The sequence below is a fragment of the Lactobacillus agrestimuris genome, assembly GCF_943193025.1.
GTDB lineage: Bacteria > Bacillota > Bacilli > Lactobacillales > Lactobacillaceae > Lactobacillus > Lactobacillus agrestimuris.
Genome location: NZ_CALPCQ010000015.1, coordinates 1 through 26,392, shown reverse-complemented (window position 1 = coordinate 26,392; position 26,392 = coordinate 1). Strand labels below are relative to the sequence as shown.

Genomic DNA, 26,392 nt, shown 5'->3' with positions numbered 1-26,392 from the left:
AATTGTCTGTTTTTAAAAATGATGTTTTCGCTGTAGTCGATTTAGAGACCACAGGAACTCAGAGAGAAAACAACAATCATATAATTCAATTTGGTTGTGCTATTGTGAAAAATATGAAAGTTGTAAAGACTTATTCCTTTATGATTAATCCACTCAGAGAGATTCCTCTCTCAGTTAAAAACTTGACCGGGATAAGTGATGAAGATGTAAAAGATCAAAAAGATTTTTCATACTATGCACCTAAAATAAGTGAAATTTTAAAAGATACAATTTTTGTAGCACATAATGTTAACTTCGATTTTCCTTTTTTAAATTATGAATTAGTAGAGCATGGCTTTGATCCACTAAATATTAAAGCAATTGATACTGTAGAATTAGCTAAAATTGCCTTTCCAACATTACCATCATATAAGTTGGGAGATTTAACTGATCGATTAAATATTAAGCACTTAGATCATCATAGAGCAGATTCAGATGCTTATGGTACTGCTGTTTTATTAATTAAGATCATTAAAAAAATCGAAAGTCTGCCACAAGCTACTCTTAATACTTTAAGTTCATTAGCACAAGGTTTAGTTAGAGATACTTCATGGATTTTTACTAAAATTGCAGATTATTACCGTAAGCAAAAAAGACCTTTGTCAAAAGAGTATATGCAGGTAAGAAATATTATCTTGCAGCGACAACATCATGACATTCGTGCAAATATTGCTGGCGAAGATCATGATTTTCCTAAAGATGATGAGATCAAGAAAAAATTATTTAAAACTCATGTAAATTATCGTAAGTCCCAAGTTGAATTGATAAATCACATTCATCAATTTGTAGTGGATCCTAACGAAAGAGCAATGTTAGTAGAAGCACCAAATGGAACAGGAAAAACTTTCGCCTATTTGTTTGCCTATGCCTACCAGCTTTATTCAAGTAGAAAACTAGTAATAGCTGCACCAACTAAAGTTTTACAAAATCAAATTTTAGAAAAGGAAATACCGCAACTTTTAAAGATTACTAAACTAGATTTATCTGCAGAAGTCGTAAAAGCAAGTAGTCACTATATTGATTTGGATGGTTTTGTTCAAACTATTTTTAGGACCAGTCCAAATAAGCCAACACTTGTATTACAAATGCAAATTTTGGTTTGGTTAACAGAGACTAAAACTGGTGATTTAGATGAATTGCAATTGACTAATTATAAGAATCCATTGTTTACACAGATTTCTCATCCAGGGGATGCGAGAGTAAGCAGTAAATTTGCGGAAGTGGATTTTTGGAATTTAGCTCGAGAAAGGCAAGAATCTGCCGACATTTTAGTAACGAATCATGCATATCTAGCTAACCATTATATGGATACAATCTGGGGACAAAATCCTTATTTAGTAATCGATGAAGCACACAGGTTTACGGATAATGTGATCAGTTCAAGAAATGATGCTTTAAGATTCGAAAGTTTAATAGGGGTTTTAAACCATTTAAAGAATATTCTATATTATGGTGACAGTGGTTTAATACAATCGCAAATTACAGAAAATGTAGAACTAAACTTTTTATTTAATAAGCTTGATTCTCAGATTTTAGATTTAATTTATACTATTAATGATTTACAAAAATTCTTATATAGTAAAAAAGATCAAGCAGTAAACAAAAATGTATTAGCAAGTGGAAGTATTGAACTTAGTTTTTCAGGTAATGAACTCTTTTCGAAGGATAATATTTTTAATAGTAAGCTAAATTTATTTGTTCAAAAACTTGAACAAGTGCGACAATTAACGAATCAAATATTATTTAACTTGTATCAATCTCATATTTCTGAATCCTCAGGTGATGATGCTGCACTTAATGAACTTGCAGAAATCATTGACAGTATGGACTACTATACTGAAAAAAGTTACCAACTTGCGGAAATTGTTTCAAATAAGAACAATCTTTCTCAGAGTGGTTTCGTATTAATGGTTACCAATCCTGATGATCCATTGAGTAGTAACTTACACTGGATGGTATTAGATGTTTCAGAGCAGCTAAAGAGTATCTATTCACGTTTTGATCATATTTTATTTGTTAGTGCAACATTAACTAGTAGCAATAATTTCCAATATGCTATCTCGGAACTAGGTTTAAAAGAACTAAATCCAATTACCTTTATTGGTAAGAGTAGCTTTGATATTAACAAGCATTTAGAGGTATTTGCTATTCAAGATATGCCTAGTCCTAATACCGAAAAATATTTGACAGATTTAGAAGAGATTTTAACTAATGATTTAGATAAAATGAATCATGTTTTAGTTTTAATGACAAATCTAGAAAAAATTCATGATGTATTTACAGATATTGTTAATAATCCTAATCTAAAAGATTTTGAAATTTTAGCACAAGGTATTACAGGTTCAAATAATCGAATTGCTAAAAGATTCTCAATAGCTAAACGTTCAATTATCATCGGAGCTGATAGTTTTTGGGAAGGAATTGACTTCCATGATTGTGGAATTGATTTAGTAATTGCTACCAAATTACCATTTGAGTCCCCAGATCGTCCTGAAGTTAAGTTGCGACAAAAACATTTGGAGGAAGCAAATATCAATGTCTTTAAGAATGATAGTATTCCTCGAGCCTTGATTAGGTTTAAACAGGGGATGGGGCGTTTGATCAGAGGAGAGCAGGATCATGGAAAATTTGTTATCCTTGATTCAAGATTATGGTCAAAAGATTATGGTACTTCATTTTTAGATACAATACCGGTCAAAGTTCAAAAAATAAAACAAAAGGATTTAAAAGATAAGTTAAGCTAATGATTAAAGAAGACACAAGACAAACCATAAAATTTGTAATATGGGTGTTGGTTATCGCTATAGTAGGTTATATTGCTAGTGTAGTGATTTTTTATAGAGCTGGAACTCCTTCTAGAAGCAATGATCAACAAATTAGACAAATTGCTATGCAAAAAACTCCAATAAAAAATATACAGACCTACTATCATTTGGATAGAGGAGTTAATAGCTATTCTTTAAAAGGGACTAATGCCAAGGGAAAAGATTACTACTTCATTTATTTACCCAAGACTAAAAAGGCTTATTTATATCAAGGAACTAAAGGTGTTAGTGAAAGTGCTGTTCGTAAAACCTATAATGCTGATCATCCCGGTTTAAAGATTAACGGGGTTAATCTTGGATGGTATCAGTCAAAGCCCGTTTGGGAAGTTGCTTCAACTGATAAGTCTGGAAATTATAATTTTTCAATTTATGATTTCAAAACAGGAAAAGAAATAAACGAAGTCGCTAATTTGTAATTTTTTTGGTATTATATAGCTATATTGAAAGATAAAAAGGTGGTTAGAATTTTATGACAGAATTGATTTCAATTAAAGATTCATCCAAACATGTTGATGAAGAAGTTAGAATGCATGTTTGGCTAACAGATAAACGTTCAAGTGGTAAAATTATTTTCTTACAATTACGAGATGGTACAGCATTTTTCCAAGGGGTAATTCGTAAGAATGATGTTTCAGATGAAGTTTTTGAAGCAGCTAAGACTTTACGTCAAGAAGCTAGTTTCTATATTACAGGTACAGTTCATAGAGATGAACGTTCACACTTCGGCTATGAAATTCAAATCACCAATTTAGAAGTTGTTTCAAACAATGAAGATTACCCAATTACTAATAAAGAACATGGTGTTGACTTTTTGCTTGATCACCGTCATTTATGGTTAAGAAGTAAGCGCCCATTTGCTATTATGCAAATTAGAAATACCATGTTCAAGGCAACTATTGATTTCTTCGAAAAAGAAGGATTCATTAAGTTCGATGCACCAATTTTTGTACACTCAGCTCCTGAAGGTACTACTGAACTATTCCACGTAGATTACTTCGATCATGATGCATACTTATCACAATCAGGTCAGCTTTACGGTGAAGCTGGTGCTATGGCATTCGGTAAGATCTTTACTTTTGGACCAACATTTAGAGCCGAAGAATCAAAGGGTCGTCGTCACATGACTGAATTCTGGATGATGGAACCAGAAATGGCTTGGATGCACCAAGATGAATCACTCGATCTTCAAGAAAGATACTTAGCATATATGACTAAGCAAGTTCTTGAAAACAATGAATATGAACTTAAGATTTTGGGAAGAGATCCTGAAAAATTACGTCCAACTACTGAAGGTAACTTTACTCGTCTTAAGTATGATGATGCAGTTAAGATGCTTCAAGATGCTGGTCGTGATTTCAAGTGGGGCGATGACTTTGGTGCTCCAGATGAAGCATACATCTCTGAACAATACGACCGTCCAGTATTCATTATGAATTACCCAACTTCAATTAAGCCTTTCTACATGAAGAAGGACCCAGAAAATCCAAAGGAATACCTTTGTGCTGATGTAATTGCACCAGAAGGCTATGGTGAAATCTTCGGTGGTAGTGAACGTGAAGGTAACTACGAAATCTTAAAGCAACAAATTGAAGAAGCTGGATTAAATTTGAAGGATTACCAATGGTACTTAGACCTTCGTAAATTTGGTGGTGTTCCTCACTCTGGATTTGGTATGGGATTTGAACGTACAATTGCATGGATTTGTCACTTAGATCACATCCGTGAAGCTGTACCATTCCCAAGATTAATTAACAGAATGGAACCTTAATTTATACTAATAATATAGATAAATCTAAAAGTTGAACTGTTTTGGTTCAACTTTTTTTAAGGAAAAAATTATGAATTTTAATGACTATCAAAAACTAGGATTTACAGTTTTACAAAATGGTTTGATTGCTTATTATCCAAAGCTACAATTATCAGATGCTGAATTAATTGTAGTAATTCAATTAGAGGCCTTTTTGCAAAGAGGAAATAAATTTCCCTCTAATGAAGAGATTTCATCTAATACCAATTTAGCAGTTGGTGATGTTGCTGGTCTTATCCAAAAGTTAATCGATCAAAATTATCTTTCAATTGACCAAATAACCGATTCTCAGGGAAGAATTGGCAATCAGTATAATTTGACTGGATTATATGAAAAACTTGATGAATATTTAAAAGAGAATGTAATACTGGATAATCCTAAGGGTAAAAACAGTGAAAATTTTGATGAATTTGATAAGTTAGATAATAATCCTTTAAATCAATTATCAAGAAAATTCGAAATTGAATTTGGGAGGTATTTAAGCCCGATAGAACGAGAAGAAATAGCTGCTTGGCTTAATTTAGATCACTATCAACCCGAAATAATTGAGTTAGCACTCAGAGAAGCAGTTTTATCGCAGGCATATAGCTTGAAATATGTTGATCGAATTTTATTGAATTGGCAAAGACACAATTTAAAAACTCCCGCAGAAATAAAACAATTTTTACAGAGGAATAGGTAAAATGACAAAAGAAAAATTGTTAAGTGATGATGAGGCATTAAAAGTATTAAGACGAATAGATAATATGTATCCTGATGCAAAAGGTGAGCTGCAATGGGATAATAAGTTTCATTTGTTATGTGCAGTTTTAATGAGTGCTCAAACTACTGATAAAATGGTTAATAGAGTTATGAAGAAGTTCATTGTTGATTTTCCAAATCCAGAAAGCTTAGCTAATGCTTCTATTGCAGAAATTGAAAATGATATTAAGCAAATTGGATTATATCGTTCAAAAGCAAAACACTTAAAAGAAACTGCCCAAATTTTAGTTGAAAAATATCATAGTCAGATTCCCGAAAATAAGAAAGAATTAATGACTTTGCCAGGAGTGGGAGAGAAAACAGCTAATGTAGTCTTGGCTGAAGGATTTGGAATTCCTGCTATTGCAGTTGATACTCACGTTTCAAGAATTTCAAAGAAGTTTAAAATTGTAGATGAAAAAGCAACTCCACATGAAGTAGAAGAAAGGTTAGAAAGCTTATTACCAAAAAATGAATGGATACATACTCACCATGCAATGATTCTTTTTGGCAGATATACGATGCCTTCAAGGGCAAAAAATTCAGATCCATATTCATATTTACCACCTGAAAATTAATCCTATAAAAAAGACAGATAATCAACAAAAATGATTATCTGTCTTTTAATTTTAACAAGTTTTAGTCATCGTCTGAATTATGATCATCAGGATGCTCTTCTTCTTTACGACTCGATTGTGAAGCTGCTGTTGAAGATTGAGTTCTTGATGATTGACTTGAAGATTGGGTTTTTTCATCAGTATTTTGATTTCTCTCAGGATGCTGTTCAACTTTTACTTCATTGTCAGAGTTAGAAGATCTATTTTGATCATAACTATTATTATTGACAGTGTCATTATCTTTAGAATCACTATCAACTTCTTCATCATCCTCATCATATCCAGCAGAGGAGTCGCTTATACCAGCAGGAGCATGTCCCTTGACAAATAATTGCCATACACCTGATTGGCCAGCAGAAGCTAATTCTGGAGGATTAGAATTCTTGATAATTTTTGCCCTTACAACCGAATCTGGTTTTTTCCAATTAGTATTTGGTTTATCTTTCATTAAGTAAGACATCATGTTTTTATACATGAGTTGAGCAGATTGTTGACCTACGCCTGAAATTGTACCGTCTTTCAAGTTATCATAACCTGTCCAAATACCGATCGAATAACTGCGAGTATAACCAACAAACCATGAATCCTTTGGAGTAGAGTTATAACTTGGATATTTAGCTAAATCTTCATCAGAATATTTAACTGTACCAGTTTTACCAGCTTGATACAGATCAGGAATTTTAGCATAAGTACCTGAACCAGATTTAATTACGCCTTTTAACATATCGGTGATCATATATGCAGTTGATTTCTTCATAACTCTTACGCCACTAGAATCATAATTTCTAGTCAAACCATCCGGAGTTTCAATTTTTGAAACAAATTGTGGTTTATGATAAATACCTTCTGAAGCAAAGGCACTATAGGCACCGGCCATTTGTAAACTTGAAGCATTGGCACCGATGGCAACGGACAAGCCAGAATCTTCTGGAACATTAACGCCCATTCGTTTAGCAAATTTAGAAGCACGAGGGACTCCAACTTCTCGTAATGCTTTTACAGCTGGGACATTTCTAGATTGTTCCAAAGCATATCTCATAGTCATTGCACCTTCGTACTTATTATCCCAATCGTATAATTGAATATTGGTACCTGGGTAAACATATTTGCTATCATCTAAGATTTTAGCAGTTGACCAGTTTAAATATTGAATAGCAGGAGCATAGTCCAATACCGGTTTAATTGAAGATCCAGTTGAACGACCTGTTTGAACGGCTCTATCAAGACCTAATTGAACTGAAGGTAAGTGTCGTCCACCGAGAATTGCTACAACGTGTCCATTATTAGGATCAACTACAGTAGCACCAATTTGCATTTTATCGTTTGTAAATGGAACAGAACCATCGTTGGCCAGACGATACAATTCATTTTGGGCATCTTGATCAATATTAACAGTAATCTTTAAATTATCATTATATGGATCAAAACCTTTATTTTTAACTTCAGTAATTACTTCCTTAATGTATGGATCATCAATTTGACGAATTTTAGATTCAGTATTTTTCTTATGCTTAACTAAGCCCTTTTTAACACTTTCGTGAGTTGCTTGATCATATTGAGACTTAGAAATTTTATCATTTTCAAGCATTGTCTTTAAAACAATATCACGACGATATTTTGCCTTTTCAGGATATACATATGGATCATAGATGGTAGGGGCATTAGGCATCCCGGCTAGTAAAGCAGTTTGAGCTAAGTCTAGTTGCTTTAAGCTTTTATTGTAATAGTAATTAGCGGCAGTTCCCATACCATAATTACCATAGTTCATATATACCTTATTAATATAAAATTCTAAAATTTGATCTTTTGAAAATTCACGTTGCACTTTCATAGCAAGCCATGCTTCTTGTGACTTTCTCTTCAAAGTTCTTTGTGAAGCATCAGTTGAAAAGGCAGTTAGCTTAACAAGTTGTTGCGTAATAGTAGAACCACCAGCAGCAATACTATTACTTTTTGCATTAGTAAGCATTGAACCTACAATTCTTATTGGATCAATACCTAACTTATCATTATAAAAACGTCTATCTTCGACTGAAACAACCGCATTTTTTAATTGTTGCGGTATTTTAGAATTTTTCACATAGGTTCTTTTTTCTGAACCTAACGACAATAAAAATTTCCCATCATTTGTATATAAAGCTGATGTTCCACCACTTTGAAGTTGATCTTGACTAATATTCGGAGCATCTTTTGCATAGTATGCAAATAAACCAATACCTGAAACTACTAATAGTAATAGAATTAATAGCACCCATTTTACTACTTGAGTCCACATGTGATTCTTGGCTCGTTTGGTTTGCCTTGTTCTACGATTATTAGAATTATTTTCATTATTTGTCATTATCTATATTCCTATCTGCAATAAAATGATCTACCGCTGTCAAATATGGCAGGGTAGGATGGTACCCACTCTTAATTTCAACAGAATGATCTTCAATTTCTTTAAGAGTCATTGAGCTTTTATTCTTTGTATTCCAAGCAGTAACAACAAAGCTAGCTGGTGTTACAAAATATCGCTTTAGACTCGTAAAACCAATAATCGTGAAGCATATACCCCGTTGCTTTAAACATTCTTCTAGATGAAAAATTTGGTGTTCATGGAAGTTTTTTAACGGGAAGTTAGTTTTATTCCTTGTTTCCTTTGCTTCAAAATCTAAGTAAAAACCTTGATAAACTCCGTTATAGTCCGTCGTTGAAGCTTGCCTAAAATAGGCTTCTTTTATAACTGCTTTAGATCGTTTAGGATAGTCTACCTTAACAATCTGAATAGGAGTAGGTTTTTTATGAACTACGGCAATTTCTTCATCTAAATAATACTTATTCGATTCATTGATTTGTTGTTCTAATGTCATACCACGATCAGAAAAGTTAATAGTTTTCTTTCGAGGCTTAAAAGCATTATGAATTGTTTTATTTTTTTCTGCTGCTTTTCTATAAGCGGCCATGCTGCCGCTTGGATATTTGACCATTAATCTCACTCCTGTTAGCATTATAGCAATAAAGAGGAAGAAAAGGGAGGTTTTGCATAATGCAACGTATATGGGTTACTGGCTACCGCAGTTATGAATTAGCGGTTTTTGGAGAAAAAGATCCCAAAATTACTATTATAAAGTATGCATTGAAAAACTACTTAAAATCTTTGCTTGAAGAAGGTGAAATAGACTGGGTAATTACTGGTGCAAATTTAGGAATTGAACAATGGGCTGCTGAAGTAGCTATTGAACTAAGAAAAGAGTATCCAGTTCAAATTTCAATCATGACACCATATGAAGAATTTTCAAACCGATGGAATGAAAATAATCAAGCTAAATTTATTAATTTAAAGAATAAAGTAGATTTTTTTGCTTCAACCTCTAATACTCCCTATAAGAGTCCTGTACAGTTGAGAAACTATCAGAATTTTATGCTTCGGCATACAGATCAAGCCCTGATGATCTACGATGAAGAACATCCTGGCAAGTCGAAGTATGATTATAATTTAATCAAAAAATATCAAGAATCAAATAATTATCCGTTACATTTAATTGATTTTTATGATTTACAAGATATTGCCAATGAATATGAAGAAGAGCGTAATATGGAACGTTATTTTGATAATTAAATATTAAACTTTCAATAAAGTGATAATACCAGTTCCATAGTGGGACTCTTTTTGCTAAAATATTCTTGAATGTAAAGGAGCTGTTAATTAATGGCAGATTTGAAAGATATCCAACTATCTTCAGATGATATTCTGAAAAAACAATTTAGAAACAAAGTTAAAGGTTATGATCCTGATGAAGTAGATGCCTACTTAGATCAAGTTATCTCTGATTACGAAACTTTTCATCAAATAATTGAAGACTTATATGGACAAATTGGTAATTTACAAAGAGAATTAATGGATGCTAAGAAGAAACAAACATCTGCACCAAAACCTCAAGAAAACGAAGATGTAAAAACATACACTCCAAGAAGACGTAAGCCAGTAGTTCATGTTGATGAAAATGATAATGAAAATCAAGGTGAAATTTCAACTAATATGGCAATTATTCAAAGAATTTCAACTCTTGAAAGAAAAGTTTATAATCTTGAACAACGAGTTTATGGCTTACAAAAGTAAGATGTTTTGCTATAATAACTAATAGTGTAGATTTCGAGCAGTCGCGGTTAACTTATGTTAGCTGAGGAAAGTCCACGCACACACAAGCTGCGATGTTTGTAGTGATCGTATTCAGCCCAATAAGCTGGAGGATCTTTTTACTAAGATAACGGCGGAGAAAGCGCTAAGTCATTGATATGCGTTAATATCCTTGAAAGTGCCACAGTGACGTAGCAAGATTGGAAACGATCTTGGTGGAACGAGGTAAACCCTGCGAGTGTGCAACCCAAATTTGGTGGGGGCGTTTCGATCTAAGAAAATGAACTAAAGATCGGATTATGTTAAAACATAAAGATAGATGGCTGCTGAAGGTGATTTTGCCAGAATCATTGGAACAAAACGTGGCTTATAGAAATTTACACTGGCTGAGTTGAACTTCTTTTGGAGTTCAACTCTTTTTTAATTTATTTGACGAAAGAGAATTTAATGAAAAAATATAAATTATTTGCAACAATGGGTGCCGGTTTTGAAAGTGTAGTATCTAAAGAATTAAATACTTTAGGATATGAAACTGCTAATGAAAACGGAAGAGTTTTCTTTGAAGGAACTCAGAAAGATATCGTTAAAACAAATTTATGGTCAAGAACTGCCGATAGAATCAAGATTTTACTTAAGGAATTCAAAGCGACAGATTTTGATACTTTATATAATCAAATCTATGATTATAATTGGGCTGAACTTTTACCTGTCGATGCAAAATTTCCAGTTCAAGGTAGAGCAGTGAGATCAAAATTGCACTCTGAACCTGATGTTCAATCTATTGTGAAAAAAGCAATTGTAGATAAAATGATGGAGCAATATCATCGTCGAGGTTTTTTACCAGAAAGTGGAAGCGAATATCCTTTAGATATCCATATTTATAAGGATGTTGCTAGAATTTCTTTAGATACCACTGGTGCCAGTTTGTTTAAACGTGGTTATAGAGTTGAACATGGTGGAGCTCCACTTAAAGAAAATTTCGCAGCTAGTTTATTAAAATTAACTCCATATGATGGATCACATCCACTTATCGATCCAATGACCGGTTCAGGTACTTTAGCAATTGAAGCCGCATTAATCGCTAAAAATATTGCACCTGGTTCATGGAGAAAATTTGCATTCGATAATTTTGATTGGTTTGATCAAAAGCTTCATCCAGATCTTTTAGAAGAAGCAAAATCTGTTATCAAACCTGCAGATGCACCTATATTAGCGAGTGATATTGACCAATCAATTTTAGAAATTGCTAAATTAAATGCACATAATGCTGGAGTTTTACAAGATATTAAGTTTAAACAGGTAGCTGTAAAAGACTTTGCAAGTGATCTAACAAACGGAATAATTATTGCCAACCCACCTTATGGTAAAAGATTAAAGGATAAGGAATCAGCTGAACATTTGTATGAACAAATGGGAGAAGTGTTTGGTCCTATGGATTCTTTTAGTCAATATTATTTAACGGCCGATCGACAATTTGAAAAATTTTTTGGTAAGAAAGCAACTAAGAAGAGAAAATTATTTAACGGAAATTTACGTGTTGATTTCTATCAATATTGGGCAAATAAAAGATGATTACAGATAGTTTAAATACCGAATTATGGGTTATATCGGATACACATTTAATTGCAGATAGTTTACATGATAATGGTCAGGCTTTTTCACAAATGCAAAAAACTAGTCAAGGTAAAGATCTTTATTATCAAGAAACAGCCTTAAAAGCATTTTGTCGAATGGCAAACGAAAAAAAACCTGCAGCAATAATAGTAACAGGGGACGTTACTTTTAACGGAGAGCGAGCTTCTGCAGAACGTTTTGCTAAAATTTTTAAATCATTAACTGATACTAAATTACTAATTGTTCCTGGGAATCATGATATTTTTGATGGCTGGGCCAGAGAATTCCATGGTAAAAAGCAATATTACACTGGCGAAATTAGTCCTAATTTTTGGAAAAATATTTTTTCAAAATCTTATAAGTTAGCTTACAGTAATGATAAAAGTTCTCTAGCATATAGTGTCCAACTTAACCCAGATTATTTGTTATTAATGCTGGACTCTAATTACTACGGCAGAGAAGAAACTACTGAAGCTCCAAAAACGCATGGTGGCATTAATAAAGAACAATTAAAATGGATAGAAGAACAGTTGAGATATGCTAGCAAAAATAATTTACGTCCTATTATTTTCATGCACCATAATCTTTATGCCCATAATCCAGCTGTAAATAATGGCTACGTATTGGATAATGCAAATGATTTACGTGATTTATGCTCTAAATATAATGTGAAATTAGCTTTCTCAGGTCATATTCATGCTCAGAACATTCTAGGACCACAAGATATGACACCAACAACTGAAATTGTAACTTCTAGTTTTTGCTCAAATGATCAAGGTTATGGTGTCGTGAGATTGCACCACCGCCATATTACTTATGTGAGAAAAATATTTCATATGAAAAATTATCTTAATGACAAAGAATTACAAAATTATACTTTGGCTCATTTTGATAATTATTTAGAAAATTTACAATTGGGATCGATTGCTGCTGATCTGATGCAAAGCGATATGAAAAAATTTCATAATAATATTAATTTAGTCAGAGAAATGGGAAATCTCTTTGCTAAGATGAATTATAATTTTTATACAGGTCACAATAATTTAAAAGACACTAAATTGCAGGAGATTCATAAAACGATAGCTTATAAAACTTTGATTAAGCAACATCCTGAATATCGTGTATACTTAAAAACATTATACGATACCACCAATCATAGTAATCTAGGAGTTAAAATACGGTACTAATAATGAAAATTTTTAATAAAAATTATTTTATCTTTTTAGGTAGAGTTGGATTGATATATTATAGTTGGTTATTTACGATACTATTCATTGGACTTACGTTTGCTTATGAAGGGGCAAATGGAATTAACTGGCCTGCTGTGATATTAATCACGATATTTTTTGTTCTACTGATTTATACTTTACTTGAATCCTATCATTCATCTCAGTATTTTAAATTACCGTTTAGAACTAAAGTCAAAATTAAAGATATACCAAAAAAAGTTTGGTCATGGAAGATTTTAAATGTATATGAAATTCAATTTGATTCTTTACATACTTATTACTTCCTAACTTTTAAATCAAAAAAGGCAAAATCCCTATAAATAAGGGATTTTGCCTTTTTTGTATGATACAATATTAGGTGAACATGATGAAAGAAGGTGAGGAAGATTTTAGCACGATCACATAGAATTTGCAGTATAGCAATTGTTGAAATGGGGATTTTATATACCAATCAATTTACTACTAATTTCATCCCAAGTATAGTCCTGTTAGCTGCAACGGCAATCGGATCTTCCTTACCAGATATTGATGAATATAACAGTAAAGTCAGTAGAAAGTCATTGATTAATTTTAGTCTATTTCTTCGACATCGTGGCATTACTCATTCATTACTTGGATGGATTTTATTTTCAACCGGATTGTATTTTTTAATGAATCATTTTATTCCGATTGATTTAAGCAGATTCAATATAAAAAGTAGCTGGAATTGTCTATGGTTAGGGATAGTTATCGGCTACTTATTACATTTATTCGAAGATAGTTTTAGTCACCAAGGAGTAGAATGGTTTGCTCCTTTAAAAAAGAAGGCTAATCATCATTTAATCAGTTATAAAGTTGGCGGTTTTTTAGAAAAAACTGTCACATTCTTTGCTATTGTTGGAATTGCTCTTATGTCTTTTTATTGGATAGCGAGATTTATATAGAAGTATTAAAAAGTCTAGATTGAAATTTTTGGATTCAATCTAGACTTTTTTAGTCTTTAATTTCAGGTGAATTTATGTTTAAAAGTGGATTACCATTTTCATCAAAGTAGGAATCAATATCTCTACACCAAATCATTGAGATAGTATGTTGTCCCACATGAACCCCAACAACCGGTCCAATAATACTTTCATCAAATTTAATATTTGGAAAACTTGCTCGATAATCAGAAAGCCATTCTTGCTTACGTTCTGGATCAAGCGAATCAAAAATTGTACATTGAACTGGATACTCAAGATTTTCAGTTAAACGTTTAAAGTCATTTTTCACATGCTTATAGGCTCGTTTGTATTGACGCTCTTTCGCAATTGCAGAAATTTGTCCTTTGTTTTGAACATCCATTGATAAAATTGGCTTAATTTTCAGTAGACCTCCAACAAAACTTGCAGCATTTGATAATCTGCCAGTTCTCTTCAAATGATTTAAATCATCTACCATGAAACGAACGTCCATTGTCTTTCTAAGATCCTCTAAGTCATGCATAATTAAATCCACATCTGCACCAGCTTGAACAAGTCTAGCAGCTAAAATAGCAGCATCCGCTTCACCAGCACAAGTAATACGGCAATCAAATAAATGAATCTTTATTCTTTGCTCTTCTGAAACAAATCCCTTAACAGAATTATAAAAACTAGAAATACCACTTGATAAGGGAATAAAGATCAAATCAGTATATCCTTCATCAACGTATTTATCTACATTTTCTTTAAATTCCCCTACAGAAGGTTGTGAAGTAGAAGGAAGGGTATCGCTTGTTGCAAGTTTTTGATAAAATTCTTCGTATTTAATTTCAACCATATCTTTGTAAACTTTTTTGTCCCAAATAATTGGAATAGGAATTACATCGATATTATATTTTTCTTGGTCTTCTTTACTTAAATAGGCAGAACTATCCGTCAAAACAGCAATTTTCATTTATTTTTACCTCCATTTGATATTCATTATTATAATGTAAAAAGATTCACCGGTAAAATTTTGTTATAATTAAAATAGTATTTAATCGGAAATGGGTGACCTAAATTCTAAACTGCTATCGTTTTTACAATTTTAGTTAATTAATTTATTAAAGGAGTTTTAACCTATGAAAACAGATATTCAAATTGCTCAAGAAACCAAAGAAGAATCAATTAACGAAATTGCGGCTAAAGTTGATTTAGCTGATAGTGATTTGGAACTTTATGGATATGACAAGGCCAAGATTAATTGGAGTGCTATTCAAAGAAGCAGATCAAATCACCACTTAGGAAAACTTATTTTGGTAACTTCAATATCTCCAACTCCAGCTGGAGAAGGTAAGTCGACAATAACGATTGGCTTGGGAGATGCAATTAGTAATCAACTTCATAAGAAGACAATGATTGCTCTACGTGAACCATCAATGGGACCCGTTTTTGGTTTAAAAGGTGGGGCAACCGGAGGCGGTATGGCCCAAATCATTCCAATGGAAGATATCAATCTTCACTTCACTGGAGACATGCATGCTTTAACTAGTGCAATTGATACACTGGCTGCATTAGTTGATAACTATATTTATCAAGATAATTCCTTACAATTAGATCCAGAAAGAATTCTATTGAAGAGAGGGATCGATGTTAATGATCGTTCTTTAAGAAAAATCACAGTGGGTCAAGGATCAAAATTTAATGGAATTGAACATTCATCAAGCTTTGCAATTACAGTTGCAAATGAATTAATGGCAATTTTATGTTTAGCCAATGATATTGATGATTTGAAAACTAGAATTGGTAATATGCTAGTTGGTTATACAATTAACGATGAGGCCGTTTTTGTTAAACAATTAGGATTCCAAGGCGCAATTGCAGCTTTACTTTCTAACGCCTTAAAGCCAAATTTAGTTCAAACATTGGAACATACTCCAACATTAGTTCACGGGGGTCCATTTGCTAATATTGCGCATGGTGCAAACTCTGTAATAGCAACCAACCTGGCATTGCATCTTAGTGATTATACTTTGACAGAAGCAGGATTTGGTAGTGATTTAGGTGGTCAAAAGTTTATGGACTTTGTTTCTAAACATTTGGAAAAGACTCCTGATGTAAGTGTAATTGTTGCTACTGTTAGAGCATTGAAATATCAAGATGAAAAAACAACAGATCACTTGAATGAAGAAAACCTTGACTCGTTAAGAGCAGGTTTTACTAACTTGAAGCGTCATATGGAAAATATGCGGTCCTATAATGTTCCTACAATTGTTTTAATCAATCGTTTTGCAAGTGATTCTGAAGCCGAATTAAAGCTATTAAAAGAATTAGTTGAAGAGCAGGGAATTAAAGCAGAAATTGTAAACTATCATGATGTAGGTTCAAAAGGCGGTATTGAGGCGGCAAAAGCCGTAGTAGAATTGGCTGACAGTAAAAAGGCTAACCTCAAATCTACTTACGACGAAAATGATGATATTAAGACTAAAATTGAAAAAGTCGCTACTAAGATTTATCATGCTACCAATGTTGAATACAGCGAAAAAGCGCTCAAGCAAATTGCAGAATTAGAAAAGATTAATAAAAATAATCTTCCTGTAATTATCGCAAAAACCCAATACTCATTTACTGATAATAAGCAACTTTTAGGTGCACCAATTGATTTTACTTTACATGTTAAAGGAATCGATTTGAAAAATGGAGCAGGTTTTGTTGTTGTGACTACTGGAAATGTTTTAGATATGCCTGGGTTACCAAAGCATCCTGCGGCCTTAGACATTAATGTTGATAATAACGGAAAGATAAGCGGTCTATTTTAAATCATGCAATTTTTATATTTAATTATTTCATTGCTAGTTGTACTAGCCGATCAAGGATTAAAGCTTTTTATCTTAAATAATTATAAGGTTGGAGAAGTTCATCAAGTTATACCAGGAATTTTGTCATTTAATTATTTACAAAATAATGGAGCTGCATGGAATATCTTACCTGGTCAAATGTGGTTATTTTACATAATTAGTATTATCTCAATACTTGTGTGTTTATATTTTCTTTTTAATAAGAAATATAAAAATGCTTTATTCGATGTTGGCCTTGCATTAATTCTTGGAGGAATCGTTGGAAATTTCTTCGATCGGATTCACTTAAAATATGTTGTTGATATGTTCCAACTTGATTTTGTAAGATTTAATATTTTCAATATTGCAGATTCGGCCATTACTATTGGTGTAATTTTAGTATTTGCTTATTTAGTATTTTTTGATGAAAAAGAAGAATCAAATGACAAAAACTTATAAATTAAAAATTGAAGATAATATCAATTCTAGATTAGACAAATATTTATCAGAAGAAATCTCCGATCTCTCAAGAACTCGAGTAAAGGAATTAATTCAAGATAAACAAATATTAGTTAATGAGCATGTTGTAAAAAAAGGCTCATATAAACCTCAAAAGGGCGATCAAATAACTGTTAATGTTCCAGCGGCAAAACCTTTGAATATTGCTCCTGAAGATATTCCTCTTGAAATAGTTTATGAAGATGATGACGTTATTGTTGTTAATAAGCCTCAAGGTATGGTAGTACATCCCTCAGCTGGTCATCCAGACCATACTTTAGTCAACGCTTTACTTTTTCATACCAAGGATCTTGCAGCAAGTCCTGAAGGTTTTAGACCTGGGATTGTTCACCGCATTGACAAAGATACTTCTGGTTTACTTATGATTGCTAAGAATGCTGCTAGTCGCGAATCTTTAGAATCACAGTTAGCACATAAAACCAATAAACGAATTTATTTAGCTATTGTTCATGGAAATTTTGGTGAAAAAGCTGGTACAATAGATGCTCCAATCGGGAGAAATCCAAAAGATAGAAAGAAAATGGGTGTCGTAGAAAATGGTAAGCCAGCTGTTACTCACTTTACTGTTTTGGAGCAATTTAAAGATTACAGCTTAATTCAATGCCAATTAGAAACCGGGCGTACTCATCAAATAAGGGTACACTTAGCATACATTGGTCATCCAGTAGCTGGAGATCCTTTATATGGACCTAGAAAAACTCTAAAAGGAAATGGACAATTCTTACATGCAAAAGTTTTAGGATTTGAACATCCTAAAACTAAGGAATGGCTTGAATTTGAAATTGATCCTCCACAAATTTTTATTGATACATTGAACAAATTAAGAAGTGATCTTAAGTAATGAAAAGATATTTAATACTTGAAGATGGAAGCTCTTTTCCAGGAAAGGGATTAGGAGCGACTATTATTTCAACAGGAGAGCTTGCTATTCAAACTTCAAATTTTGGATATCAAGAAGCATTAACAGATCCTACTAATGCTGGAAAAATTTTAGTGTTTACCACTCCTATTATTGGTAATAGTGGGATCAACGCAATTGATTACGAAAGTATAAATCCAACAGTTAAAGGAATTATTGCAAATGATGTAGGTTTCAACATTTCGGATAATGAAGCCTTTGAAGAACTAGACTCCTTTCTTAAAGAAAAGAATATTCCAGCAATCTTTGATATTGATACGAGAGCATTAGTACATAGACTTATGACTGAAGATAGGATTAAGGCTTCTATAATGGATACAGATGATGAACATGCCTTTGATCAAATTAAGGCTTTAGTCTTACCCAAAAATAAGTCAGCTATGGTTTCTACCAAAAATGCGTATGCAGCTCCAAATATTGGTAAAAACATCGCAGTGATTGATTTAGGATTAAAACATTCAATGTTGAGAGAGTTATCTCTTAGACGAGTTAATGTAACAGTTTTGCCTTATGATGCAAGTCCAGTTGATGTTGAAAACTTACGGCCTGATGGAATAGTAATCTCAAATGGGCCAGGAAAACCTGAAGAGGTTTTAAAATACGTAAGTAAAATTATTGATCAAGTCTATGGAAAATATCCAATTTTAGGAATTGGATTAGGATTTCTGGTTTTAAGCAGCTATTTAAACTTGGAATTAGTTAAGTTACCACATGAATTCAATGGAACTAATTATCCAGTTATCGAACAAAACTCTAGTAAACTTTGGCAAACTTCAATGGATATTGATCAACTTGTACTTCCTGATAGTATACAAAAAAATTTGAGTCAAAAATATTTTGATATGCATACTGAGTTATTAGCGGGTTACGTGATTAATGATGATAAAATCATCTCAGTGGCTTTTAATCCGGAAGGAGCACCCGGAAGCTTAGATGCAATTTCAATTTTCAACCAATTTTTAAATATGATGGAGTAATCTTATGCCTTTAGAGAATGATTTAGACAAAGTATTAATTATTGGATCAGGTCCAACTCTTGTTGGTAGCGTCGCTGAAATGGATTTAATGGCAGTAGATGCAATTAAAGCTTTGACTGAAGAAGGAATTCAAGTAGTCCTTGTAAATCCAAATCCTGCAACAGTTTCAACTGACAAACAAGATGGGGTAACTGTATATCTTGAACCTATGACATTAGATTTCTTAAAGCGAATTTTAAGAATGGAGGAACCAGATGCAATTATCACTGCTTACGGTTCAACTACTGCCTTAAAAGTTGCTCAAAAATTGCTTCAAGATGGAATTTTGCAACAAATGAAAATCAGAATGTTAACATTAAATCCAAAAATGTTAATGATGCAGAATCAACAAAAAAGACTTGATTTCCTTACTAAGCTTGATATTGATGTTAGTATGTCTTGGCATTTAAAAAATGTATCGCAAAGTAATTTAAATGAAAATATCAACAAATTAAAAGAAAGCGTTTCATTTCCAGTATTAGTTACTAAGCATAATAAATACATTCATAATGAACACTTTACTTTTAAAAATATTGAAGAACTTACAAACTACTTTAAAAAGGAGAGCCAAGATGAAAATTTTTCATGGACTCACTATAGTCTTTCTGAAGATCTTTCAACTTGGGAAGAAATTATAATTAATCTAATAAGAGATAGTAATGGTAATATCGTATTTATCAACTATGCAGGTGCAATTGAACCTATTAGCATTAATTATGGTGATTCATCAGTTATTATGCCAGTTATTACTTTGAACAATGATCAAATTCAATATTTACGGGCAATCAGTCGTAAAATTGCTGAAAATTTAAATCTTTTAGGTGTTCTAAGTATCCATTTTGCTGTTCAACACCATGGTACACAAATTAAAACAAAAGTTTTAACTATAAAGCCTAGATTAACTAGAAGCTCTGTTTGGATTCAAAAATTAGGAACTTATAGTGTCGGGTATATTTTAGCTAAGGTTGCAATTGGCTATAACTTAAACGAGATTACCGATCCTCGATCTGATTTAAATGCAACCATTGAACCGGTTTTAGATACTATATCAATTAAGATGCCTTATTGGTCTTTAACAGAATCTGGATATAATCATTATCAATTAAATAATCGAATGCAGGCGAGTGGGGAAGCGATCGGTATTGGTAGAAATTTTGAGACAGCTTTTATCAAGGGATTAGCTTCAACGACAAATCTTAATCTATGTTGGCAGACCTTTAATTCTGATTATGCTAGGTCAGAAGAAGAACTAATTAAAAGGCTTGCCCATCCAGATGAGAATCATTTAATTACATTACTAGCTGCTCTTGCTAAAGGTATGACATATGCGGATTTACAAAAAACTATTCATATTCATCCCATTTATTTTCAAAAGCTTAAGCACCTAATAAAAATTGGTAAGGAACTTCATAATACGGATGAGTTATCCGTGCATCTATTTTTAAAGGCAAAAAAATATGGATTTACAAATGAGTTAATTGCATTAATACGTGGTATTTCAGTTAATAAGGTATTTAAATTTGCACAAGATGCCAACTTAACTCCGTCTTACATTCAAATAGATGGTTCAGCGGGAATTTATCAACCAAAGGTTCAATCTTTTTATAGCGCTTATAATGTCCAGGATGAAGCAAAGCCCTTAAAATCGGATAAAAAAATTCTCATTATTGGTATGTTGCCTTTACAAGTCTCAGTAACTAGTGAATTTGATTACATGATTGCTCATGTGATTAAAACTTTACATAAGAATGGTTATGAAACTGTTTTATTATCAAATAATGCAGAATCCGTGGCCGCAAATTATGAGAATTTAGACAGAATATATTTTGATCCTATTACAATTGAAAACATTCTATCTATTGCGAACAAAGAAAATATTAAAGATATCTTACTTCAGTTTTCTGGTAAAAAAGTTAGTGCATTAAGTAAACAATTGATTGATCATGGTCTCAATATCATTGGTAGCGAAGCTCCAAGACTTAAGGAAAATATTAACAATTTACTTCTTAATCCGTTACATGGATTAAAATCTGTACCAGCTTTAAATACAAAAGATCGTCAAAAATTATTTAAATTTGTTTCTAAACACGATTTTCCAGTATTAATTGGTGGTTTCAATAAAGATATCAAGCAAAAATCAGCTATTGTTTACGATGTGCCCGCTATTGAAAAATATTTAAAAGAAAATAGATTAGATCAAATAACTGTTTCTAGATTTATTGAAGGTAACAAATACGAAGTCACAGCAATTTCAGATGGTACTCAAGTAACTATTCCAGGTATTATTGAACATCTGGAACAAACAGGTTCTCATGCTTCAGATTCGATTTCCGTTTATAAACCTCAAAACTTAAATAAAGAAGGTCAGAATGATTTAGCCAAATATTCTATCGAATTAATCAAGCGACTTCAAACCAGGGGAATCTTTAGCTTACATTTTCTAAAAGTTGATTCAAAAGTATTTTTATTGCAAATCAAACCATATGCTGGACATAATGTAGCATTTCTCTCAAAATCCGTTGATAAAGATATAACCTCGATTGCGACTGAAGTTCTCATTGGTAAAAGTTTAAAAGAGCTTGGATTTAAAGAGGAGTTATGGAGCAGTAATGATTTAATTCATGTAAAAATGCCAGTATTTTCATATATTGACTATAAAAGTGAAAATACTTTTGATTCAAAAATGAAATCATCTGGTTCTGTAATGGGTAGAGATACAGAGCTTTCAAAGGCTTTATATAAGGGATATGAAGCAAGCGACTTACCCATACCTAGTTTTGGTACTATTTTTATTTCTGTCAGAGATGAAGATAAAGAAGAAGCTACTAGACTGGCTAAAAGATTTAATAAGTTAGGCTTCAAATTAATTGCCACTGAAGGTACTGCCAACATGATTGCCGAATCAGGTATTACCACCGGAGTTGTAAGTAAAATCCATGAAGCACCTCATAATTTAATAGAAAAACTTCATCAACATAAAATTGTAATGGTTGTAAATATTACTAACTTATCAGATACTGCTAGCGCAGATGCAATAATAATACGCGACCAGGCCCTAAATACTCATATTCCAGTATTTTCAAGTATTGAAACAACGGAATTAATTTTGGACGTTTTAGAAGCGTTAGCTTTAACAACACAACCGATATAAGAAAAAGCATGTATAATCTCAAATTTGACATGAGATTATACATGCTTTTTTAGTTAACTTTTTTATCTAAAACTTCTTTTTCTTCAGGAGTTACTTCAATCGAATTTTGACCAGTATAGATAACGAAGCCCGGTTTTGCACCATTCGGTTTTTTAACTCTCTTATCTTGAACGTAATCAACTTGAACATGTCCAGATAATCTAGCTTTAGAGAAGTAGGCTGCAATTTCTGCTGCTTCTTTTATATCTTCTTCAGAAGGATTATCATCCTGTAATATTACATGAGATCCAGGCATATTCTTAACATGAAACCAATAATCATCTTTTTTAGCCTTCTTTAAAGTAAGCCAATCATTTTGATAATTATTTTTACCAACCAATACAATCTTTCCTGAAGAAAGTTTGAACTTATTCAAGTTCTTCTCAGAAATTTTCTTCTTGCGTCGTGTCTGTTTCTTTTGTTTACGAATATAGCCCTGGTTTTCTAATTCTTCTGTAATTTGATCAATATCTTGAGGATCTGCATTATTAATTGCAGTTTGAATTGAATCGAAGTAATCCAAATTTTCTTGTGCAATTTCAATCTGCTTGTTTATATGTTTAATTGAATCTCGAAGCTTTTTATATCTAGTAAAATATTTTTGAGCATTTCGAGCAGGGGACAATGCAACATCAAGTTTAATTTCGATTGGAGCATTATTTTCATAATAATTTGGAAGTGAAATCTTGGTCATACCAGCTTTAACTTCATTTAAATGGGCATTCAGAATTTCACCCTTTATTCTGTATGATTCAGAGTTTTCAGCAAGATCTAATTGTTTCTTTAATTTTACTATCTTTTTCGAAAGTTTATTTTGTTCATTTTTAATAATTTTTTCGATTCTGCCGGCCTTTTGTTTTACCCAATCACGAGTTTCTTGATATTCATAAAACTCATCTAAAGCATGATTGATATCTGGATCTACACTTTCTTTTTCTAGTTCAAGATGATAGGGCAAGTAAGTAAAAATTTTTCTTTTGTTATTCGGTGTTTTCAGGATATAACCCTTGGGATTCTTAAATTGTCCAAAGAAAGTAGTGAATGAAGAGTAAGAATAATCATCTTCTAAGTATCCCAACAATTCTTCACGGTCATCTCTATCCATACCATTAAGTTTCTTAATAAAGTCGCTCAGATTAGAGTTCTCAGATTTTTCTTGTTTAAAATCTTCCTCACTTAAATCAAATCCATTTAATCCAGGTTTCAATGGAGGTAATTCATATTTAGCCTTAGGTAGCAGAATACGAGCACGATTTTCATCGATATTAATTCTTTTCAGCAAATCAATGATATGTCCATCTTTTTGATTATAGAGAATAACATTGCTATGTCTTCCCATTAATTCAACAGACATAACTAGTTTAACTTGATCTCCAAGCTCATTTCGATTACTAAAGTGAAAATTGATAATTCTATCAAGTCCTACTTGTTCAATTGATTGTAAAACTGAACCTTCTAAATACTTTCTCAATACCATTACAAAAGTAGGAGCAATATCTGGATTTACAATTGTTTGATTAGTTAAATAAATTCTTGGATACTGGGCGTTAGCCGAAATTAATAAAGAATAATTCTTCCGATCTTTTCTAAAAACTAAGATTAGATCTTGATCAAAGGGTTGGTATATTTTTGACAATCTAGATCCAACAAGAGTAGGGGTTAGATTATTCAAAAGACTATGTATAAACAAACCATCAAAAGCCATTTTATCACCTCAAAATTATTTACTTAATTATATCAATAATCTGCAGTGATGATAACCTTTTACTTAAAACTTAAAATAGAGTACTTAATATTAAATTTTTATTGTATAGAGGGGTATAATCTAAAAATTATAATAAGAAATATCTTATAAATACTATTTTGTTTCACAATTTGGGTGGCTTTTTAGTATCCGAACAATTTTAGTGATATAATTACTGTAAGTTTCATCTTGAAAAGAAAAAGGTAGGAATATGGATATTTTATCTTTCAGTGTAATTGCTGAATACATAAAAAAGGAAATAAATCACAAATGTGGGCTTAATATTTCACAAACTAGGATTTTACTATTCTTCGATAAAACCAAAAACGAACCCCTAACTATGGGAAAACTGGCAGAGGGCTTAGATATTTCTTTATCCACTCTAAGTCGACAAGTCCAACAGCAAAAGACACAAAGTCTTATCTCTGTATTAAAATCTGAAAAGGACTCTAGTAAGATTGTCGCATTAAATTCAAATGGACTAAAGAAGGCCAAAGAATTAAAAGTAACCTTAAGTGAAATCCAAAATAGTTTATTCTCTTCATTAAAAGGAGATACAACTCAAAATTTTGTAGATATTTTAAATTCATTAGCTAAGCAATCACATGTAGTAGAAGCATAAAGCAAATTTTTATGTTATAATGATGCCTATATAAATCATTAAATGAAGGGGTTATATATGAAGATTGCATTAGTTACTGATAGTACTAGCGTCTTAACCAAACAAGAAGTTAACGAAAATAATGTAATCGTTGTACCTATTCCTATTATCATTGGAGATAAGGAATATCTAGAAGGGGTAAACATTACTTCAAAAGAACTTTTTGAAACTCAAAAACAAGGTGCAGCTTTTCCTAAAACTTCCCAACCTAGTATGGGTAAGATGATAGAACTTTATGATAAGCTCCACAGCGAAGGCTATGAAGCTATAATTGACATAACATTATCAAGTGGAATATCAGGATATAATAATACTTTACAAACTATCGCTAGGAACAATCCTGAATACCATCTATATCCCTACGATTCAAAACTTACTGTAAAACTTCAAGGATATTTAGTACTTGCTGCTGCAAAAATGATTCGAAACGGTTTAACACCCGAACAAATCATTACTAATTTAGACAAAATACGAGCAACTATTAATGAATTTTTTGTTGTTGATGATCTTAAGAATTTAAATCGTGGTGGAAGATTAAGCAATGCTAGTGCATTTATTGGTACAATGCTACATATAAAGCCGTTGTTAACTTTCAAAGATGGGAAAATCATCGCATTTGATAAAATTAGATCTATGAAGAGAGCTATTACAAAAATTGAAGATTTAGCAATCCAAGAAACATCTAAATTATCTTATAAGGATGATCTAAGATTTTTTGTTTTTCACTCAAATTACATCCAACAAGCAGAAGAAATCAAAGAATTTGTTAACCAAAAATTCCCTGGTAAACCTGTTGATGTTGCAGAGTTCAGTCCTGTTATCGCAACTCACCTAGGAGAAAAGTCAATTGCGATTGCATGGATGATCGATATCGATAAGTTAGATTTAAATAAATAAAAAAAGAGCCTAAATGTACTGAGACGTAAAAATTAGACAAACATTTATTCTAGCTGACTAAGGCTTGATTCCGATATTCAATCGGAGTTAAGCCTTTTAGTCTGCTCTTAATCCTTTCGTTGTTATAGTATTCAATATATTCTTCAATTGCTTTGGTCAATTCTTCAAGATTGTGATATTTGTATTCTTGATCATAAAACATCTCTGTTTTAAGCAAGCCAAAGAAATTTTCCATTAAGCCATCATCCAAAGAGTTTCCTTTACGCGACATGCTTTGAGTAATTCCATGGAGCTTTAAAGCACGCTGATAGGCTGGACTTTGATATTGACAGCCTTGATCGGTATGAAAGATGCAGTTATTAAGTGCCTTCTCTTTGGCAAAAGCCTTATCCAGCATAGTCATTACTAAATTCATATCTGGATGACGAGAGATAGAATAAGAAACAATATCACCGCCGCATCCATCAAGAATTGGCGATAAATAAAGTTTCTCATCATTTAAGTGAAATTCAGTGATGTCAGTATACCATTTCATGTTAGGCAAAGGAGCGAAGAATTTACGGCGAATCAAATTAGGAGCAATTTTGCCAATTGTTCCTTTGTAGCTAGAATATCTACGCTTATTGCGTCTTCTGCCCTTAAGATCAAATTTATGCATCCAATAGCGAACGGCTCGATCGGTTACTTGATATCCTTC

22 protein-coding genes and 1 other RNA gene are annotated in these 26,392 nt (G+C 32.2%); 18 read left to right on the top strand and 5 right to left on the bottom strand.

Features of this window, described 5'->3' with window-relative positions:
- Nucleotides 1–2 precede the first annotated feature (2 nt).
- The 5 genes from NFR82_RS05865 (at nucleotide 3) to nth (ending at nucleotide 5,990) form a co-directional block, all read left to right on the top strand.
- A complete protein-coding gene (locus NFR82_RS05865) occupies nucleotides 3–2,783 on the top strand; it encodes a helicase C-terminal domain-containing protein (protein WP_251717362.1) in 2,781 nt (926 codons plus the stop codon).
- A complete protein-coding gene (locus tag NFR82_RS05860) occupies nucleotides 2,783–3,280 on the top strand; it encodes a hypothetical protein (RefSeq protein WP_251717361.1) in 498 nt (165 codons plus the stop codon). Before NFR82_RS05865 ends, NFR82_RS05860 begins: the two co-directional genes overlap by 1 nt.
- Nucleotides 3,281–3,333: 53 nt before the next feature.
- Nucleotides 3,334–4,632 carry an asparagine--tRNA ligase gene (asnS, locus tag NFR82_RS05855; RefSeq protein WP_251717360.1) on the top strand — a complete coding sequence of 433 codons (1,299 nt, stop codon included), beginning with the start codon at nucleotides 3,334–3,336 and terminating at the stop codon, nucleotides 4,630–4,632.
- Between the two features lie 70 nt (nucleotides 4,633–4,702).
- Nucleotides 4,703–5,353, top strand: coding sequence for a DnaD domain protein (locus NFR82_RS05850; RefSeq protein ID WP_251717359.1), 651 nt, complete (start codon nucleotides 4,703–4,705; stop codon nucleotides 5,351–5,353).
- A 1-nt stretch (nucleotide 5,354) separates the two neighbouring features.
- Nucleotides 5,355–5,990, top strand: coding sequence for an endonuclease III (gene nth / locus NFR82_RS05845; RefSeq protein ID WP_251717358.1), 636 nt, complete (start codon nucleotides 5,355–5,357; stop codon nucleotides 5,988–5,990).
- Nucleotides 5,991–6,051: 61 nt separating this feature from the next.
- On the opposite strand, the gene NFR82_RS05840 is transcribed toward nth, so the two are convergent.
- Entirely contained in the window at nucleotides 6,052–8,370 is a 2,319-nt protein-coding gene (locus NFR82_RS05840; protein WP_251717357.1) for a PBP1A family penicillin-binding protein, read from the bottom strand.
- Complete coding sequence (recU, locus tag NFR82_RS05835; protein ID WP_251717356.1) at nucleotides 8,360–8,998, bottom strand: Holliday junction resolvase RecU; 639 nt, start codon at nucleotides 8,996–8,998, stop codon at nucleotides 8,360–8,362. The genes NFR82_RS05840 and recU overlap by 11 nt, the downstream gene beginning before the upstream one ends.
- Before the next feature lie 59 nt (nucleotides 8,999–9,057).
- Here recU and NFR82_RS05830 point away from each other — a divergent pair, with 59 nt between their 5' ends.
- From NFR82_RS05830 to NFR82_RS05805, 6 genes are all read left to right on the top strand, one after another.
- Nucleotides 9,058–9,630, top strand: coding sequence for an SLOG family protein (locus NFR82_RS05830; protein ID WP_251717355.1), 573 nt, complete (start codon nucleotides 9,058–9,060; stop codon nucleotides 9,628–9,630).
- Between the two features lie 90 nt (nucleotides 9,631–9,720).
- Nucleotides 9,721–10,131, top strand: coding sequence for a DivIVA domain-containing protein (locus NFR82_RS05825; protein WP_251717354.1), 411 nt, complete (start codon nucleotides 9,721–9,723; stop codon nucleotides 10,129–10,131).
- Nucleotides 10,132–10,160: 29 nt separating this feature from the next.
- An RNA gene (rnpB, locus tag NFR82_RS05820) (RNase P RNA component class B) lies at nucleotides 10,161–10,524 on the top strand.
- A 72-nt stretch (nucleotides 10,525–10,596) separates the two neighbouring features.
- Entirely contained in the window at nucleotides 10,597–11,721 is a 1,125-nt protein-coding gene (locus tag NFR82_RS05815) for a THUMP domain-containing class I SAM-dependent RNA methyltransferase (RefSeq protein WP_251717353.1), read from the top strand.
- Nucleotides 11,718–12,950 carry a metallophosphoesterase gene (locus NFR82_RS05810; protein WP_251717352.1) on the top strand — a complete coding sequence of 411 codons (1,233 nt, stop codon included), beginning with the start codon at nucleotides 11,718–11,720 and terminating at the stop codon, nucleotides 12,948–12,950. The genes NFR82_RS05815 and NFR82_RS05810 overlap by 4 nt, the downstream gene beginning before the upstream one ends.
- A gap of 428 nt (nucleotides 12,951–13,378) precedes the next feature.
- Nucleotides 13,379–13,915, top strand: a complete 537-nt coding sequence (locus NFR82_RS05805; RefSeq protein WP_251717382.1) for a metal-dependent hydrolase — start codon at nucleotides 13,379–13,381, stop codon at nucleotides 13,913–13,915.
- 49 nt (nucleotides 13,916–13,964) lie between these two features.
- Here NFR82_RS05805 and NFR82_RS05800 read toward each other — a convergent pair whose 3' ends face one another.
- Nucleotides 13,965–14,888 (bottom strand): DegV family protein, encoded by a 924-nt coding sequence (locus tag NFR82_RS05800; RefSeq protein WP_251717351.1) that lies wholly within the window; start codon nucleotides 14,886–14,888, stop codon nucleotides 13,965–13,967.
- A 166-nt stretch (nucleotides 14,889–15,054) separates the two neighbouring features.
- On the opposite strand from NFR82_RS05800, the gene NFR82_RS05795 reads away from it, so the two are divergent.
- The 5 genes from NFR82_RS05795 to NFR82_RS05775 are packed head-to-tail and all read left to right on the top strand — an operon-like array spanning nucleotide 15,055 to nucleotide 22,354.
- The gene (locus tag NFR82_RS05795; protein WP_251717350.1) at nucleotides 15,055–16,731 is read left to right on the top strand and encodes a formate--tetrahydrofolate ligase; all 1,677 of its coding nucleotides are present in this window, start codon (nucleotides 15,055–15,057) and stop codon (nucleotides 16,729–16,731) included.
- A 3-nt stretch (nucleotides 16,732–16,734) separates the two neighbouring features.
- Nucleotides 16,735–17,208: a signal peptidase II gene (gene lspA, locus NFR82_RS05790; protein WP_251717349.1), complete on the top strand. Its 474-nt coding sequence runs from the start codon at nucleotides 16,735–16,737 to the stop codon at nucleotides 17,206–17,208.
- Entirely contained in the window at nucleotides 17,192–18,109 is a 918-nt protein-coding gene (locus NFR82_RS05785; RefSeq protein WP_251717348.1) for an RluA family pseudouridine synthase, read from the top strand. The genes lspA and NFR82_RS05785 overlap by 17 nt, the downstream gene beginning before the upstream one ends.
- A complete protein-coding gene (locus tag NFR82_RS05780; protein ID WP_251717347.1) occupies nucleotides 18,109–19,164 on the top strand; it encodes a carbamoyl phosphate synthase small subunit in 1,056 nt (351 codons plus the stop codon). Before NFR82_RS05785 ends, NFR82_RS05780 begins: the two co-directional genes overlap by 1 nt.
- Before the next feature lie 4 nt (nucleotides 19,165–19,168).
- Nucleotides 19,169–22,354 (top strand): carbamoyl phosphate synthase large subunit, encoded by a 3,186-nt coding sequence (locus tag NFR82_RS05775; protein ID WP_251717346.1) that lies wholly within the window; start codon nucleotides 19,169–19,171, stop codon nucleotides 22,352–22,354.
- 49 nt (nucleotides 22,355–22,403) lie between these two features.
- Here the strand turns inward: NFR82_RS05775 and NFR82_RS05770 are convergent, their stop codons facing one another.
- The gene (locus NFR82_RS05770) at nucleotides 22,404–24,098 is read right to left on the bottom strand and encodes an Rqc2 family fibronectin-binding protein (protein WP_251717345.1); all 1,695 of its coding nucleotides are present in this window, start codon (nucleotides 24,096–24,098) and stop codon (nucleotides 22,404–22,406) included.
- A gap of 250 nt (nucleotides 24,099–24,348) precedes the next feature.
- On the opposite strand from NFR82_RS05770, the gene NFR82_RS05765 reads away from it, so the two are divergent.
- Together NFR82_RS05765 and NFR82_RS05760 are read left to right on the top strand one after the other, a co-directional pair.
- Nucleotides 24,349–24,759, top strand: a complete 411-nt coding sequence (locus NFR82_RS05765; protein ID WP_251717344.1) for a MarR family winged helix-turn-helix transcriptional regulator — start codon at nucleotides 24,349–24,351, stop codon at nucleotides 24,757–24,759.
- 57 nt (nucleotides 24,760–24,816) lie between these two features.
- Nucleotides 24,817–25,695, top strand: coding sequence for a DegV family protein (locus NFR82_RS05760; RefSeq protein WP_251717343.1), 879 nt, complete (start codon nucleotides 24,817–24,819; stop codon nucleotides 25,693–25,695).
- 49 nt (nucleotides 25,696–25,744) lie between these two features.
- Here the strand turns inward: NFR82_RS05760 and NFR82_RS05755 are convergent.
- On the bottom strand, nucleotides 25,745–26,392 hold a 648-nt coding region (locus NFR82_RS05755; protein ID WP_251717342.1), incomplete at its 5' end, for an IS3 family transposase.

What these genes read in the sequence shown, in the direction of transcription:
- NFR82_RS05830 (WP_251717355.1), top strand. Translation starts at nt 9,058, where the DNA reads ATGCAACGTATATGGGTTACTGGCTACCGCAGTTATGAATTAGCGGTT.
- NFR82_RS05850 (WP_251717359.1), top strand. Translation starts at nt 4,703, where the DNA reads ATGAATTTTAATGACTATCAAAAACTAGGATTTACAGTTTTACAAAAT.
- NFR82_RS05770 (WP_251717345.1), bottom strand. Translation starts at nt 24,098, where the DNA reads ATGGCTTTTGATGGTTTGTTTATACATAGTCTTTTGAATAATCTAACC.
- NFR82_RS05825 (WP_251717354.1), top strand. Translation starts at nt 9,721, where the DNA reads ATGGCAGATTTGAAAGATATCCAACTATCTTCAGATGATATTCTGAAA.
- NFR82_RS05810 (WP_251717352.1), top strand. Translation starts at nt 11,718, where the DNA reads ATGATTACAGATAGTTTAAATACCGAATTATGGGTTATATCGGATACA.
- nth (WP_251717358.1), top strand. Translation starts at nt 5,355, where the DNA reads ATGACAAAAGAAAAATTGTTAAGTGATGATGAGGCATTAAAAGTATTA.
- NFR82_RS05785 (WP_251717348.1), top strand. Translation starts at nt 17,192, where the DNA reads ATGACAAAAACTTATAAATTAAAAATTGAAGATAATATCAATTCTAGA.
- NFR82_RS05780 (WP_251717347.1), top strand. Translation starts at nt 18,109, where the DNA reads ATGAAAAGATATTTAATACTTGAAGATGGAAGCTCTTTTCCAGGAAAG.
- NFR82_RS05800 (WP_251717351.1), bottom strand. Translation starts at nt 14,888, where the DNA reads ATGAAAATTGCTGTTTTGACGGATAGTTCTGCCTATTTAAGTAAAGAA.
- NFR82_RS05760 (WP_251717343.1), top strand. Translation starts at nt 24,817, where the DNA reads ATGAAGATTGCATTAGTTACTGATAGTACTAGCGTCTTAACCAAACAA.
- NFR82_RS05775 (WP_251717346.1), top strand. Translation starts at nt 19,169, where the DNA reads ATGCCTTTAGAGAATGATTTAGACAAAGTATTAATTATTGGATCAGGT.
- asnS (WP_251717360.1), top strand. Translation starts at nt 3,334, where the DNA reads ATGACAGAATTGATTTCAATTAAAGATTCATCCAAACATGTTGATGAA.
- NFR82_RS05840 (WP_251717357.1), bottom strand. Translation starts at nt 8,370, where the DNA reads ATGACAAATAATGAAAATAATTCTAATAATCGTAGAACAAGGCAAACC.
- NFR82_RS05765 (WP_251717344.1), top strand. Translation starts at nt 24,349, where the DNA reads ATGGATATTTTATCTTTCAGTGTAATTGCTGAATACATAAAAAAGGAA.
- NFR82_RS05860 (WP_251717361.1), top strand. Translation starts at nt 2,783, where the DNA reads ATGATTAAAGAAGACACAAGACAAACCATAAAATTTGTAATATGGGTG.
- lspA (WP_251717349.1), top strand. Translation starts at nt 16,735, where the DNA reads ATGCAATTTTTATATTTAATTATTTCATTGCTAGTTGTACTAGCCGAT.
- NFR82_RS05795 (WP_251717350.1), top strand. Translation starts at nt 15,055, where the DNA reads ATGAAAACAGATATTCAAATTGCTCAAGAAACCAAAGAAGAATCAATT.
- NFR82_RS05815 (WP_251717353.1), top strand. Translation starts at nt 10,597, where the DNA reads ATGAAAAAATATAAATTATTTGCAACAATGGGTGCCGGTTTTGAAAGT.
- recU (WP_251717356.1), bottom strand. Translation starts at nt 8,998, where the DNA reads ATGGTCAAATATCCAAGCGGCAGCATGGCCGCTTATAGAAAAGCAGCA.